Annotated in this window: 18 protein-coding genes; 8 read left to right on the forward strand and 10 right to left on the reverse strand. The window is 72.3% G+C overall.

What is annotated here, in order from left to right:
- The first annotated feature begins 43 nt into the window (after positions 1 to 43).
- Positions 44 to 1,315, forward strand: a complete 1,272-nt coding sequence (locus tag ASC64_RS03605; protein ID WP_056906113.1) for a glycosyltransferase — start codon at positions 44 to 46, stop codon at positions 1,313 to 1,315.
- A 5-nt stretch (positions 1,316 to 1,320) separates the two neighbouring features.
- On the opposite strand, the gene ASC64_RS03610 is transcribed toward ASC64_RS03605, so the two are convergent.
- Positions 1,321 to 2,037: a phosphatase PAP2 family protein gene (locus tag ASC64_RS03610; RefSeq protein WP_056906114.1), complete on the reverse strand. Its 717-nt coding sequence runs from the start codon at positions 2,035 to 2,037 to the stop codon at positions 1,321 to 1,323.
- The gene (locus ASC64_RS03615; protein WP_156384992.1) at positions 2,034 to 2,921 is read right to left on the reverse strand and encodes a 2-oxo acid dehydrogenase subunit E2; all 888 of its coding nucleotides are present in this window, start codon (positions 2,919 to 2,921) and stop codon (positions 2,034 to 2,036) included. Before ASC64_RS03615 ends, ASC64_RS03610 begins: the two co-directional genes overlap by 4 nt.
- Before the next feature lie 128 nt (positions 2,922 to 3,049).
- Between ASC64_RS03615 and ASC64_RS03620 the strand changes: the two genes are divergently transcribed.
- The 4 genes from ASC64_RS03620 (at position 3,050) to ASC64_RS03635 (ending at position 4,952) form a co-directional block, all read left to right on the forward strand.
- Positions 3,050 to 3,547 carry a mycothiol transferase gene (locus tag ASC64_RS03620; protein ID WP_056906116.1) on the forward strand — a complete coding sequence of 166 codons (498 nt, stop codon included), beginning with the start codon at positions 3,050 to 3,052 and terminating at the stop codon, positions 3,545 to 3,547.
- 105 nt (positions 3,548 to 3,652) lie between these two features.
- Complete coding sequence (locus tag ASC64_RS03625; RefSeq protein ID WP_056906117.1) at positions 3,653 to 4,381, forward strand: MOSC domain-containing protein; 729 nt, start codon at positions 3,653 to 3,655, stop codon at positions 4,379 to 4,381.
- 42 nt (positions 4,382 to 4,423) lie between these two features.
- Positions 4,424 to 4,669, forward strand: a complete 246-nt coding sequence (locus tag ASC64_RS22305; protein ID WP_056906281.1) for a hypothetical protein — start codon at positions 4,424 to 4,426, stop codon at positions 4,667 to 4,669.
- 61 nt (positions 4,670 to 4,730) lie between these two features.
- Positions 4,731 to 4,952: a hypothetical protein gene (locus tag ASC64_RS03635; protein WP_056906118.1), complete on the forward strand. Its 222-nt coding sequence runs from the start codon at positions 4,731 to 4,733 to the stop codon at positions 4,950 to 4,952.
- Positions 4,953 to 4,966: 14 nt separating this feature from the next.
- Here ASC64_RS03635 and ASC64_RS03640 read toward each other — a convergent pair whose 3' ends face one another.
- Positions 4,967 to 5,356, reverse strand: coding sequence for a DUF2237 family protein (locus tag ASC64_RS03640; protein ID WP_056906119.1), 390 nt, complete (start codon positions 5,354 to 5,356; stop codon positions 4,967 to 4,969).
- A gap of 17 nt (positions 5,357 to 5,373) precedes the next feature.
- The gene (locus ASC64_RS03645; RefSeq protein ID WP_056906120.1) at positions 5,374 to 6,303 is read right to left on the reverse strand and encodes an acyl-ACP desaturase; all 930 of its coding nucleotides are present in this window, start codon (positions 6,301 to 6,303) and stop codon (positions 5,374 to 5,376) included.
- A gap of 203 nt (positions 6,304 to 6,506) precedes the next feature.
- Here ASC64_RS03645 and ASC64_RS03650 point away from each other — a divergent pair, with 203 nt between their 5' ends.
- From ASC64_RS03650 to ASC64_RS03660, 3 genes are all read left to right on the forward strand, one after another.
- Positions 6,507 to 8,108 (forward strand): beta-1,3-glucanase family protein, encoded by a 1,602-nt coding sequence (locus ASC64_RS03650; protein ID WP_056906121.1) that lies wholly within the window; start codon positions 6,507 to 6,509, stop codon positions 8,106 to 8,108.
- A 63-nt stretch (positions 8,109 to 8,171) separates the two neighbouring features.
- Complete coding sequence (locus tag ASC64_RS03655) at positions 8,172 to 9,290, forward strand: serine hydrolase domain-containing protein (RefSeq protein WP_056906122.1); 1,119 nt, start codon at positions 8,172 to 8,174, stop codon at positions 9,288 to 9,290.
- Positions 9,291 to 9,365: 75 nt separating this feature from the next.
- Complete coding sequence (locus tag ASC64_RS03660; protein WP_056906123.1) at positions 9,366 to 9,839, forward strand: hypothetical protein; 474 nt, start codon at positions 9,366 to 9,368, stop codon at positions 9,837 to 9,839.
- A gap of 3 nt (positions 9,840 to 9,842) precedes the next feature.
- Here ASC64_RS03660 and ASC64_RS03665 read toward each other — a convergent pair whose 3' ends face one another.
- The 6 genes from ASC64_RS03665 to ASC64_RS03690 form a co-directional block, all read right to left on the reverse strand.
- Positions 9,843 to 10,172 (reverse strand): hypothetical protein, encoded by a 330-nt coding sequence (locus ASC64_RS03665; protein WP_056906124.1) that lies wholly within the window; start codon positions 10,170 to 10,172, stop codon positions 9,843 to 9,845.
- Positions 10,169 to 10,504 (reverse strand): hypothetical protein, encoded by a 336-nt coding sequence (locus tag ASC64_RS03670; protein WP_056906125.1) that lies wholly within the window; start codon positions 10,502 to 10,504, stop codon positions 10,169 to 10,171. Before ASC64_RS03670 ends, ASC64_RS03665 begins: the two co-directional genes overlap by 4 nt.
- Positions 10,501 to 11,799: a hypothetical protein gene (locus tag ASC64_RS03675; RefSeq protein ID WP_056906126.1), complete on the reverse strand. Its 1,299-nt coding sequence runs from the start codon at positions 11,797 to 11,799 to the stop codon at positions 10,501 to 10,503. The genes ASC64_RS03670 and ASC64_RS03675 overlap by 4 nt, the downstream gene beginning before the upstream one ends.
- On the reverse strand, positions 11,796 to 12,095 hold the full coding sequence (locus ASC64_RS03680) for a WXG100 family type VII secretion target (protein WP_056906127.1): 300 nt from the start codon (positions 12,093 to 12,095) through the stop codon (positions 11,796 to 11,798). Before ASC64_RS03680 ends, ASC64_RS03675 begins: the two co-directional genes overlap by 4 nt.
- Positions 12,092 to 12,409: a hypothetical protein gene (locus tag ASC64_RS03685; protein WP_056906128.1), complete on the reverse strand. Its 318-nt coding sequence runs from the start codon at positions 12,407 to 12,409 to the stop codon at positions 12,092 to 12,094. Before ASC64_RS03685 ends, ASC64_RS03680 begins: the two co-directional genes overlap by 4 nt.
- A 115-nt stretch (positions 12,410 to 12,524) precedes the next feature.
- A complete protein-coding gene (locus tag ASC64_RS03690; protein ID WP_056906129.1) occupies positions 12,525 to 13,178 on the reverse strand; it encodes a TetR/AcrR family transcriptional regulator in 654 nt (217 codons plus the stop codon).
- Between the last annotated feature and the right edge of the window lie 76 nt (positions 13,179 to 13,254).

Genomic DNA, 13,254 nt, shown 5'->3' on the forward strand with positions numbered 1-13,254 from the left:
GCGGGACACTAATCAAAACGCCAGTCGATCCAGGAGTCCACCGATGTCCCGCTTCCTCGCCTACGTCTCACCAGCCGTCGGCCACACCCTGCCCCTGGTGCCCGGGCTGCTCGAGCTGCAGCGCCGCGGCCACCACGTGCACGTCCGCACGCTGCCGTCCCTCGTCCCGGTCCTCCACGAGGCCGGTGTCGACGCGTCGCCGGTCGCGGACGAGGTCATGGCGGTGCCGATCACCGACTATCAGGCGACCTCCGACTCGGACCGCCTCCACGCCGGTCAGGTCGACCTGATCGGCCGCGGCCGCCACGACGGCCCGGACTTCCTCTTGGCCGTCGAGTCGTTCCGGCCCGATGTCGTCCTCGTCGACGTCAACGCCTACGGCGCCCAGCTCCAGGCCGAGCGGCTCGACCTGCCGCGCGCGGTCCTCATGCCGACCGTCGTACCCGTGCCGGGGAAGAGGATCCCGGCCTACGGGATCGGGATGAGGCCGGCGCGCGGGCCGCTCGGCTCAGTGCGCGATGCCGTGATGTGGCGCCTCGTCGAGCGGATGTTCGCGAAGGCGATGCTGCCCGGGCTCAACGCCCTGCGGCGCGAGCTCGGGTTGCACGAGCTGAGCACGCCGCTGGAGAACTGGCGCCCACCGAACACGATCCTGGCGCTGACCTCCGAGCCGCTGGAGTACCCCCGCCCCGACCTGCCGGACAACATCCACCTGGTCGGGAGCCAGCCGTGGGAGCCACCCGCCGCCCGGCCGTCGTACCTCGACGAGCCCGGCGACCCATGGGTCCTCGTCACCTGCTCGACCGACTACCAGGGCGACGAGCAGCTCGCCCGGGTCGCCGCTGAGGCGCTGCGCGACGAGCCCGTCCGCGTCCTGATCACCCTCGCGGACGCCTACGCCCAGGCCGAGGTGGCCACCTCGGGGAACGTCCGGGTGGAGCGCTTCGTGCCGCACGGTCACGTGCTGCCGCACGCAGCCGCGGTCGTGTGCCACGGAGGCATGGGGATCGTCGCAAAGGCGGCGTCCGCCGGCGTGCCCACGGTGGTGGTTCCCTTCGGGCGGGACCAACCCGAGATCGCGAGGCGAGTGACCGAGGCCGGTGCCGGTGTCTCGCTGAAGCCGTCGCGGCTCACCCCCGAGCGGCTGCGCGACGCCGTACGCCGGGCGATGGGCATGACCGCTCAGGCGCAGGCCGTGGCGCGGCGGCTCGACCCCGCCGGAGCACCGGCTCGCTTCGCCGACGCCGCGCTCGCGCTGGTCCGCTCGGACGTGGCGGAGCCGGCCGACCAGGAGGGCGAACCAGCGCGGTCCTGAGTCCGTCAGCCCGTGCCGGCCCGCTGCTCGATCCACCCCGCCACCGCGAGGCCGACCAGCGCGAGCGCCAGCCCGGCCGGCAGGTCGAGCACCCAGTGGTTGCCGGTGGCGACCACGACCCAGCACATGACCAGCGGTTGCAGCAGGCACCACGCACGCACCCACCACCTGCGGGTCAGCCGCCACACGACGACCGAGACCACCACCAGGTAGCCGACGTGGAAGCTCGGCATCGCGCCGATCTCGTTGGCGACGTCGGTCGGTCGGGCGAGGCCGTCGACGACGCTGCTGCGGACGGTGTCGGCGTACCCCAGGTCGGTGAGGCGCGGAGGCGCGACCGGGTAGAGGGCGTAGACGGGCAGGCCCACGATCCCGCCGACCAGCAGCGCGTTGCGCAGGCGGGCGTAGTCGTGGGGCCACCGGACGAACAGCACCACCAGGGCCGCGCCGACGACGGGCAGGTAGCCCCAGACGTACCACCACGAGGCGATCGTCCCCAGCCATGGCAGGCCGTCGATGCTGCGCTGGGCGGCGTGCTCCCAGTCCAGGCCCCACCTCTCCTGGAGGGCGAGCAGCGAGTGGGCGTTGGCCGTCGCGGCCGGGAGGTCGTCCAGAGTGAGGCGGCGGACCAGGAGGTTGGCCAGCAGCGCGAGCGCGACGACGCCGGCCTCGACGCCGACACCGCGCCAGCCGGGAGCGCGGCGGAGGAGCAGCGAGGTCATGGCCGGGGCGGCCAGGTCGGGACGATCTCCTCCACGGTCACGGTCGGGTCGGCGAGGAGGTCGGGCTCGGAGACGAGCCGCCGGATCACCTCGGCGGTCTTGGCGAAGTAGAAGCCGTCGGTCGCCCGCTCGTCGAGCGTGTAGGCGACGTCGACGCACCGGCGCGCGACCACAGCGCCCGAGTCGTCCACCACGGGCTGCGGCGCGACCCTGCCGATGGCCACGAAGGCGCTCGCGGTGCCGAGCTCGTAGAGGTGGTGCAACGGCGGATCGATGCCGATCGAGCCCGCGTGCACGACGTAGACGCTGGTGTAGAGCGGGATGGCGCCGACCAGCCGGCCGGGCAGCAGGTTGTGGTAGTCCAGCCAGCGCACACCGCGCGCCACCCCGTTGAGCACCGGCCTCGGCCACGCCGCGAAGAAGTGGACGAGGCGGTCGTCACCGCCCTCCTCGACGCCGGCGCGCTCCACGCGGACGACGCCGTCCACGACGTGGCGTACGTCGTCCACCAGCTCCGTGCCGGTCAGCACCACGCGCGCCTCGGACTCCTCGGCGTCCTCGGCCATCCCCTGGCGGACCACGAAGGAGATGCTGATCTCGTCGTGCTGGTAGGTCCGTCGCCCGGCCACGAAGCGGTTGGTCTCGGGACGCAGCCGCACGGTGCGTCCGATCGCGGTGAGGAAGACGTGGAACAGGCTCACGCGGTCCGCGCGCGCTCGCGCAGCGTTGGTGGCCTCCATCCACGCGAGGAGGCCCTCGACCTCGATGCGCTGCTGGAAGTAGACGAGCGACTCGGTGCGCGTCGGCATCACGAAAGGGATGATCCGGCGCAGCGGCGGGACGTCACCGACGTACGTCGCGTCCGGGCGCCGCCTGAGGACCATGGTCCGACGGTAGCGCCACGCGACGCCGCAGGTCGGTGGCGGAGCGAACTCCCCCATGCGGGGTACGGCCGCGACAGCCCACCCGGACGGACGTGGTGCCGCGCGGCGCCCCGGTTACGTTGGACGGCATGGACGTACGCGGACTGCTGACCGAGGGCTTCGGCCGGATCACCGAGCTGTACGACGACCTCGCCGAGGGGTTGGACGAGGCGAGCCTGCACCACCGGCCGGGCGGCACCGGCAACCCGATCGGCTGGCTGCTGTGGCACCTCGCGCGGGTGCAGGACGACCACGTCGCCGACCTCGCCGGCACCTCCCAGGTGTGGGAGGAGTTCCAGGACCGCTTCGGGCTTCCCAATGGCACGGACGACATCGGCTACGGCCACACCAGCGAGCAGGTCGACGCGGTGCGCATCACCGACCCGCAGCTGCTCGTCGACTACCACCACGAGGTCACCCTCGCGACCGCGCGCTACCTGCAGACCGTCGACGAGAAGGAGCTCGAGCGGGAGGTCGACCAGCGGTGGGACCCGCCGGTCACCGCCGGCGTCCGGCTCGTGAGCATCCAGGGCGACTGCCTGCAGCACCTCGGGCAGGCGGCGTACGTCAAGGGGCTGCTGGCCTGATCGGGCCTTCCTCGACCGCCGGACCGCCCGGGGTCCATCGCGAATTGAATTGTCGTCAAGTCAATCCTCAGCATGGGGCGCCTGGACGACTGCCAGACTGGCCGCATGTCCGAGCTCGTCGTCCGCGCCGCGGGCTTCTCCCCGGTCAAGGGCGTGCGCCACCTCGCGCTGCCGTCCGTCGAGCTCGACGCGCTCGGGGCGCTCGGTGACAGGTCGTGGTGCCTGGTCGACGTCGCCGCTCGTCGGGTGTTGCGCACGGTGCAGCACCCCTCGCTGGTCAGCGTGGTGGCGCGGGCCGAGGGCGATGAGCTCTCGCTGACGCTGCCGTCCGGGGAGCCGGTCGTCGCGCCCGCACCGCCGACGGGGGAGACGATCACGTGCGACTACTGGGGTCGCGCCGTGTCGCTCGCGCTGGTCGACGGGCCGCACGCGTCGCTGGCGTCCGACTTCCTGGGCCGGGACGTACGGCTCGCTGCCGCACCGCGCGGAGGCGTCGTCTTCGCCGCTCCGGTGACGATCGTGGGGACGGCGTCGCTCGACGCGGTCGACGCCGAGGCGGCCCGCTTTCGGGCCACCCTCGTCGCGGAGACCGACGCGCCGTGGGCGGAGGACTCCTGGCTCGGTACGACGTTCCGCGTCGGCGACGCCGAGCTCCGGATCGGCGGTCCGGTCCCGCGCTGTGCGGTCATCGACCACCACCCCGAGACCGGTGTCAAGGACGTGCGCCTGCTCAAGGAGCTGGTCCGCTCGCGGCCGACCAACGCGGCCGGCGAGCCGATGTTCGGGGTCTACGCCGAGGTCGTGCGGCCCGGCACTGTCGGTCCGCGCGCGTAGCCTCGGAGGAGGCCGCGCGGAGCGGCCCGGAGCGGGGTGACGATGGAACCACCTGACCTTCCTCGCGAGGCGCGTGTCCTCGAGCCCGAGGAGCCCTACGACGCCGTGCGCGGGACGTGCCCGCGCTGTGGGTCCGCCGACGTCCTCCACCTCGTCATCGGGATGCCGGCCGCCCGCGACGACGTCGGCGGTGGCCCGGACTGGGTGCGCTGGGTCGGGTGCGTGCACCCCGGGCACGACCGCGAGTGTCGCTCGTGCGGCGCGCACTGGGTGGCTGCGCGCGGGTGAGACCTCGCCCATTCGCACGATCAAAGAGATTTCCGCCCAGGGTGGGCGCATACTGGAGGTGATGACTACGTCGCGCGGCTCACGGCCGAAGCACCTTCCCTCCAGCCCGTTCAAGCCGGCTGTGGAGCCGGTCGTCGAGGTGTTCGAGATCGACGACCGCGTCACCCACGACCTCCACGGCCTGGGCCGGGTGACGGCGATCGATGCCCACGCGGTGACCGTCGACTTCGGCTCGAAGGTCCTCCGGGTGCCGCACCCCTACCCGAAGCTGCACCACCTGTAGGTCGCTGTAGGCCGTCACTCCCAGGCGCTCAGGTCCGGCGGCACGTCCACCGAGTGCTCCCGCAGCACCGCGAGCGGTACGACGTCGAGCGCGCGCTCCGACGTGGCGGCGAGCACGACCGGCGCGGCCACGCCTGCGTCGTACGCCTGGAGCCAGCGCGCTGCGACGACGCACCAGCGGTCGCCCGGCACCAGGCCGGGGAAGCCCCACTCGGGCCGCGGCGTCGACAGGTCGTTGCCCACCACGCGCTGGTGGGCGAGGAACTCCTCGGTCATCACCGCGCACACCGCGTGCAGCCCCACGTCGTGCGGGCCGACCGCGCAGGTGCCGTCGCGGTGGAAGCCGGTGACCGGGTCGGTGCCGCAGGACTCCAGCTCGCCGCCCAGGACGTTGCGCTCGGTCATGGGGCGATGATGCCCGGTCAGGCGCGAGCCGCCCGCTTCGCCTCCGCCTCCGCGCGGCGCTCGACGAACCGGGTGGCCTCCTCGTCGAGGGCGGCGACGGCGGCCGCCAGCTCCTCACGTGCCTTCTCGCCGTCCGCATCGAGCCCCTCGAGGTCCCACACGCCCCACTGCCGCAGGAGCGGGGTGACGATGTCGTCGTGGTGGATGCGCAGGTCGTAGATGCCGGCCTTCGCCATCACCACGGCCTTGCGGGAGAAGCCGGGGATGACGCTGCCGGGCATCTGGAAGTCGATGACCTCCTCGGTGATCGCGCGCATCGTCTGGCTCGGCGTCAGCTCGAGGGCCGCGGCGACGAGGTTGCGGTAGAAGATCATGTGGAGGTTCTCGTCCTTGGCGACCCGCGTCAGCAGCTTCTCCGCGATCGGCTCGTCGGTGTAACGGCCGGTGTTGCGGTGCGAGATCCGCGTCGCGAGCTCCTGGAAGGAGACGTAGGCGCAGACGTTGAGAAGTGACTTGTCGAGCGCCTCGTAGCCGGTCTCCATCGTCTCCATCCGCGCCCGCTCGAGCTCGTCGGGGTCGACGCCGCGGGTGACGAGGAGGTAGTCGCGGATGCAGAACGCGTGGCGGCCCTCCTCGGCCGTCCAGCGGTTGACCCACGTGCCCCACGCGCTGTCGCGCCCGAACGCCCGGTCGATCTCGCGGTGGTAGCTCGGCAGGTTGTCCTCGGTGAGCAGGTTGACCTCGAGCGCCGTCCGCGCGACCGACGACAGCTGCGACTGCTCGACCGACCACGGCTCGCCGCCGAGGTCCTTGAAGTCGCGTCCGAGGCTCCACGGGACGTACTCGTGCGGCATCCACTCGTCGGCCAGCCCGAGGTGACGGTTGAGGTTGTCCTCCACCGTGCTCTCGAGCTCGGTGAGCAGCTGCGCGGTGTCGAGAGCGGCCATGATCCATCTCCTCGAGGGGACGCGAGGGCGCGGTGTCCTCGCGCTCATGCCTACACCCGCGACGACGGGTTCGACCAGGCCGGACCACTTCCGGAAGTGGTCCGCGGACCAGTCCGTCACCGGATCCGACGGCCCTTGACAAGCAGTGGAAGCGCTCCCATAACGTGACCGCCGTCACACCTCTCTCGGGAAGAAGGTCCACCATGCGCATCCGTCGCGCGCTCGTCGCCCTGGCCGCCCTCGCGGCTACGCTCACGCTCGCCGGTCCACCCCCGGCTGCCCTCGCTGTCGGTCCGGACCGGCTGCCGTTCACCATCACGAACCAGTCGCAGCGGGGCGAGGACGTCTACCTCTACGTCGTCGGTGTCAACCTCGCCACCGGGCGCCTGGGGTACGTCAACCAGGCCGGGACGTTCAGCCCGTGGCCGGCGGGGAGCAACCCGCCGAGCCCGGTGCCCGACGTCTCGACCCGGATGGGCGGCACCGGCTCGAGCACCACGCTCAACGTGCCGCGCGGCTTCTCCGGCCGGATCTACATGTCCTTCGGCGAGCGGCTGCCCTTCCGGCTCACGCCGGACGGGCTCGTGCAGCCGGCACCCTGGGCACCCGGCGACCCGAGCGAGAACATCCTCTTCGACTGGAGTGAGCTCACCTACAACGACGCCGGCCTGTGGCTGAACAGCTCACAGGTCGACATGTTCGCCGTGCCGCACGCCGTCTCGGTGACCGGGGCCGACGGCACCACGCGCACGACCGGCCGCCTCGTCGACGACGGTCGCAACAAGGTCATCAACGGCGTACGCAACCAGGCCGGCTGGGCGGGGCTCGTCCGCACCCGCGCCGACGGCACGGTGCTGCGGGTCCTCGCGCCGGGCAAGGCGGCGGACGCCGGCTACTTCGACCGCAACTACCTCGACCCCTACATCGCCAGCGCATGGAACGCCTATGCCTCGAGGACGCTGACCGTGGTGCCGTTCGGCGACCGGCCCGACGTGCGCTACTTCGGGCGTACGTCCGGCACGACGATGACCTTCACCAACGGCGCCGGCCAGCAGGTCGCGGCGTTCCAGCGACCGAGCACCGGCAACGTCTGGGGCTGTGACGGTTCCCTCGGCGCTCCCAACGACCAGGTCGTCGGACCGATCGCCCGCACGCTCTGCGCGGCACTGCACCGCTCGACCCTCGGCCGGCTCGACACGCAGCCGAGCGGCACGGCAGCGGACTTCTACCAGGGCTCCATCACCAACCACTACTCGCGGCTGGTGCACCAGAACATGGTCGACGGCCGGGCCTACGGCTTCGCCTTCGACGACGTGCAGGCGCAGGAGTCGCTGGTCCACAGCGGCGACCCGCGCTCGGCCGGCATCACGCTGACGCCCTTCGGTCCGGGCGGCGCGACCACTCCGCCGCCGCCGACCGGGACCGGCAGCACCCTGGTCAGCCAGCTCAACGGCAAGTGCATCGACGTGCCGAGCTGGAGCTTCGCCGACGGCCAGCGGCTGGTCATGTGGGACTGCCACGGCGGCACCAACCAGCGCTGGGAGCGGGTGAGCGGCACGCTCCGCACGCAGAGCGGGATGTGCATGGACGTGGCGGGCGGCGGCACTGCTGACGGTACGCCGATCCAGATCGCCCGTTGCAGCGGCAACCCGGCGCAGCAGTTCGTGCTGAGCGGCGCGGGCGACCTCGTCAACCCGCAGGCGAACAAGTGCGTGGACATCAAGGACGTCAACGCGGCCAACGGCGCCGCCCTGCAGCTCTGGACGTGCGCCGGCACCGCCAACCAGAAGTGGCGCCTGGGGTGAGCGGGCGGGGGAGGCAGGTTCGGGCCGCCTCCCCCGTCGCGCCCCGCGGGTAGGTTGCCGGCCATGGACCTGCGCGCCGCGCTGTCGCCGTACGTCGAGTCGGGGGAGGTCCCCGGCCTCGTCGCCGTGGTCGCGCGCGGGGACGACGTGCAGGTGGAGGTGCTCGGGCAGCAAGGGCCCGACGGCGTCGCGATGCGCCGCGACTCCCTCTTCCGTGCCGCGTCGATCACCAAGCCGCTGACCGCGGCGCTGGCGATGGGGCTCGTCGAGGACGGCCTGCTCGACGTCGACGCGCCGGTGTCCGTCCTGCTGCCGGAGCTCGCGTCGCCGCAGGTGCTGCGCACGCCGACCGGCCCGCTGGACGAGACCGTGCCGTGCGCGCGGCCGATCACCGCGCGCCACCTGCTCGGGTGCACCTCGGGTCTGGGCTTCACGACGGTGGACTCGCCGGTCGTGCCGCTGCTGGGGGAGCGGCTGCACCAGGGCTCGATGCAGGTCGGCGACGTGCCCGCGCCCGACGTGTGGCTGCGACGCCTCGCCGGGATCCCGCTGATCCATCAACCCGGCGAGGGGTGGACCTACAACCTGTCCTACGACCTGCTGGGCGTGCTGCTCGCGCGGGCCGCGGGCGCCTCGTTGGCGGACCTCATGGCCGATCGGCTCCTGGAGCCGCTGGGCATGGTCGACACCGGGTTCCACGTGCCCGCGGCCGATGTGGGTCGGTTCACCGCGCTCCTCGGGCGCCGGGAGGGGGCACTGGTGGTCACCGACCCATCCCACGGCGCCTTCGTGTCCCCTCCCGCGTTCGCGTCGGGAGCAGGAGGCCTCGTGACCACTGCCGACGACTGGCTGGCCTTCGGGCGGATGCTGCTCGCCGACGGAGGGTCGCTGCTCAGCCCGGCATCGGTGCGGCTGCTGACCACCGACCACACCACGCCCCAGCAGCGGGAGATGGCCGGCTTCTTCCTCGACGGGCAGGGCTGGGGGTTCGGCGGCGGGGTCGACACCTCGCTCCGCGAGCCGTGGAACGAGATCGGCCGCTACGGCTGGATCGGCGGCACCGGCACGTCCGCCTACGTCCATCCGGACCGTGGGACCGTCGCCGTCCTGCTGACCCAGGTCGAGCTGGGTGCGCCTGGCATCGAGGACCTGCTGAAGACGTTCTGGACGGCTGTCGTCTAGACCTTGCGCGCTCCGCTCTGTCCACAGATTCGCTGGTGCCTGTTTCCGGCCCCGTGGCCCGGGCAGGTGTCCGGCATGCACGAGCTCACCGGCTGCCTCCGGATCCGTCCTGCCCTCAACGAGGCCGAGCGCGCCTACCTCCATGCGGTGGCCGACTCCGGCAGGACCCTGCGCGGTACGACGACAGGGCGGGGCGACACGACCGTGCCGTTCGCCTACCTCGCATGGGAGGTGTGCCGCGACGGCTGCTGCCTCACGTGGGATGCGACCTCCGAGCGACCATCGATGATGCTCCCGTCGTTGCGGTTCGTGATCGACCACCTGCTCCGGGACGGTGCGAAGGGCGAGGGCAATCCCCAGCTTGCCGGGTTCACGTTCGACCACGTCCTCGACGGCATCGTGACGGGTGCGGGCCGAGTGGTGGAGGCCAGGGCCAACCGGGTGTCCGAGCGGACGCTCACCCCGTCGTGCGCGCGGACGAAGCCGTCGCGGAGCCGAGCGAGGAAGCTCCCGGAGAACGTGGTCGAGCTCCGGCCGCGTCGGGCGTGAGGTTCAGGCCTCGGTGCCGTCGACGAGGACGAGGAGAGGCGTGTCCGGCGACGAGTCCGGGTCGAGGATGAAGTCGAGCTCGGTGCCCGGGTCGGCCCGTCGGGCGAGCTCCGGCTCCATGCCGGGCCAGGTGATCCACCCCAGCCACGCCTCGGGATGGCGCTGGACGAAGACTGCGTATGCCTCGCGGGCCCGGGCGACGATGAGGTCGCGCTCGTCCGGCCTGCTGCCGATCTGTTGCCACCACGTGAAGTGGTACAGGCCCATGATCCCGCAGGTTTCGAACTCCTCCTCGAGGTCCCCGATCAGCTGGGTCAGCCAGGGTTCGGTCACGGCGTCGGCAGGTCCTGCGGGGCGACCAGGAACAGGATCGGCGCGTCCGCATCGGTTCTCGGATCCAGGTCGACCTCGGCGTCGTCCTCGGCGAAGGCGGGTGTGGCTGTCGCCAGCAGGTCCGGCCAGGTGCCACGCGCCAGGACGAGATCCGGGTGCTGCGCGCGGAACCTGACGTAGGCCTCGCGGGCGAGCGGCGCGAACGTCGGATCGCTGCGGTCGAGGCCGAGGCCCGCCAGGTTCCAGCTCACCTCGTACAGAGCCAGGAACCCTCCGGTGGCGTACTCCTCATCGAGATCGGGCAGGAGGAGCTCGAGCAGCTCGGTCTTCACAGGAGCGGGTTCCCTTCGAGTGGGATCTTGATGGCTTGGTGGCCCTGCGAGACGACAACATACGGACCGTGCGTGAGGGCGTCGGGCCTGTTGCCCGGGTAGCCGTCCATGATGCGGATCTTCCGAGAGCCGATCCGAGGATCGCTGAACCGCAGTCCCTCACCGGATCGCACCGGCGACACGTCCCAGTGCTCCAGCATCCGCCGGAGCTCGGCGGGGTCCATCCCGCGGAGGTCCTGGGGGTCGAAGAGCTCCGGGTCGTCGATCGTGCGGCGGACGCGGGTGTAGCGCGGGCCCCACCAGCCGCCGGGGTTGCGCATCGAACCGCGCTCGTCGCGCAGCGCCGCCTTGGCGTAGCGGTCGAACCGCGCTCGGAGGCCGCGCAGCGACTCGCGGGCGGTCCGCAGGCGCGCGCTGCCCGAGGCGACCGTGGCGCGGAGGGCGACGAGGAGGGCGTGGAAGCGGGGTGCCTGGGCGCGGACCCGCGCCGCTGCGGCGGCCGCTGCCGCGGAACCACCGAGGCCGCCCGTCAGCCCGCCGATGACCACCGACAGCACCGCGCCCTCGACCACCATCGAGCCGATCTCGGAGAGGAGGGCGCGGGTGCGGGCGTGCACGTCCTCGACGGCATCGGCGTAGTTCTCGCACGCGGTGCCCAGGGCGAGCAGCTCGGACGCGGTGTCGGTGACGAGGGACCGGACGTCGGCGAGGCAGGCGAGCGCGGTCCCGATCTCGGGCGATCGCTGGTGCCCGACGAGGTCGCGCGCGATGTCGAGGTGGTCGACGAGGGCCGCGACGGACTCGGCCGTGCGCGTCCAGGCGTGCGCGGCCTCGCGCAGCAACCCGACGTCGGCGCCGGGCCACACGAACCCCTCGACCTGGTCGAGGATCCACCGGTCGACGGCACCGAGGGACGGTTCCTGCGCACCCAGGCTGGACGGGGGAGGCTCGGGGGCGACCCGGACGAACGCGTCGGCGAGCGACGAGCCGTCGTAGGCCGCCACCCGTCCGGCCGCGGCGGCCTCGGCGGCCTCGTGGTTGGCGCCGGTCGCCGCCAGGAGGCGGCCGAGCCCGATGAAGGAGTGCGTCAGGTCAGCGAGCGAGCCGACCGCCTCGCGTGCAGCCGCGTCGTAGGCCGTCGCGAAGTCGGCGCTCGTGGCGTCGTTGCCGGCCATCCCGCCGAGGCCGGCGAGCTTGCCGGCCAGCGCCTCCGTGAGCAGCGCGGCGGTCTGGTTGGCGGTGCGACACGTGCCGGCCGCGGAGACGAGCCCGCCGCACTCGACGCTGATCCTCATGGCGCGACCTGCCGCCAGAGCTCGACGTTGGTCGCGACTGCGCGTGAGTAGTGGGCGTCGGCCGCCGCCGCGACGCCCCGCAGCGCCGCCAGGGCGGTGACCATGGCAGCGCACTCGTCGCGCCAGGCGTCGTACGACGTCGCCTGCGCGTCGCTCGCGCGCCCGGTCCAGCCGGCCCGCAGCCCGGCCTGCGCGGCCTCGACCTCACCGGCCAGCTCGATGAGGTCGCGCTGGCAGCCGGCCAGCTCGACCAGCACGTCACGGACCTCGGCCAGGTCGACGTCGTAGGTGGTCATCCCAGCCGTCCGAGCAGGTGCGTGGACGACTCGCCGCTCGCCGCATCGGCGACCACGGCCTCGGCGCGGCACCGGTCGAGGGCCGCGATGCCGTGGGCGAGCTGCTCCACGACGAGTGCGGCGCCGCGGTCCCAGTCCTCCCAGCGCGAGCGGAACCGGTCGGCGGCCTCACCGTGCCAGCTCGCCAGCACGCGCTCGACCGCGGTGCCGGTCGTGCGGCGCCGGAGCTCGAGGTCGGCCAGCCGCGTCCGCAGCATGTCGGTGCAGGCGGCGTGGTGGGCTGGGTCGAGGGCGAGCGTTCCCGAGAAGATCATGCGTCGATGCTGGGCCGCCGGCAGGTGTCGGCAACACCCGTCCGACGCGATCTGTGGACAACCGGCGGGGGACGAAGCGCCCGGTCAGCGTCCGGGACGGGGACGAAGCGCCCGGTCAGTGCGTGAGGAGCGTGGGCATCAGCGTGTTGACGCGCTCGCTGAACACCTCGAGCACCTCGTCGCGCTCCTCCGCGGGCCCCGTCGCCCAGGCCAGCAGCGCCTGGTGGAAGAGGCCGTCGAGCATCCCGTAGCAGGACGTCGAGTCGATCGTGGGCTCGAGCCCGGCGAGCTCGGCATAGCGGGCGACCACCCGCCAGACCATCTGCTCGAGCTGGCCGTCGATGTCGATGATCACGTCGTGCAGCGCGGGCTCGAACATCGACTGGTTGCGGAGGTCGTACCAGAGCTGGTGCATCGGGGCCTCCTCACGGATGGTCTCGGCCAGCTTGTCGGCGAAGGCCTCACGCAGCCCCGGCGCGGTGGTCGCCTGCTCGACGACCTCGTCGTAGCGGGTGACGCAGGTGCGCTTGTAGTAGCGCACGCAGTAGATGATCAGCTCCTCCTTGCTGGAGAAGTAGTAGTGCACGACCCCGTGGGAGAACGGGGAGCGCTGGGCGATGTCGCGCAGCGAGGTGCGCGCGTAGCCCTGCTCGCCGAGGGTCACCAGAGCCGACTCCGCGAGCTGGTCGCGGCGACTGTCGTGCTTGCTCGGGCGTGCCACGCCAGAGGCGACGACGTCGCTCACGTAGGCGGGGCCGGGCGCTGCCATGTCTCGACAGTACGCCCGCGAGGACGTAAAGGTGTCCTTTACGTGAACGTCGTGATCAACATTTCACCCACGTCCG

The organism is Nocardioides sp. Root122 (assembly GCF_001425025.1).
Lineage (GTDB): Bacteria > Actinomycetota > Actinomycetes > Propionibacteriales > Nocardioidaceae > Nocardioides.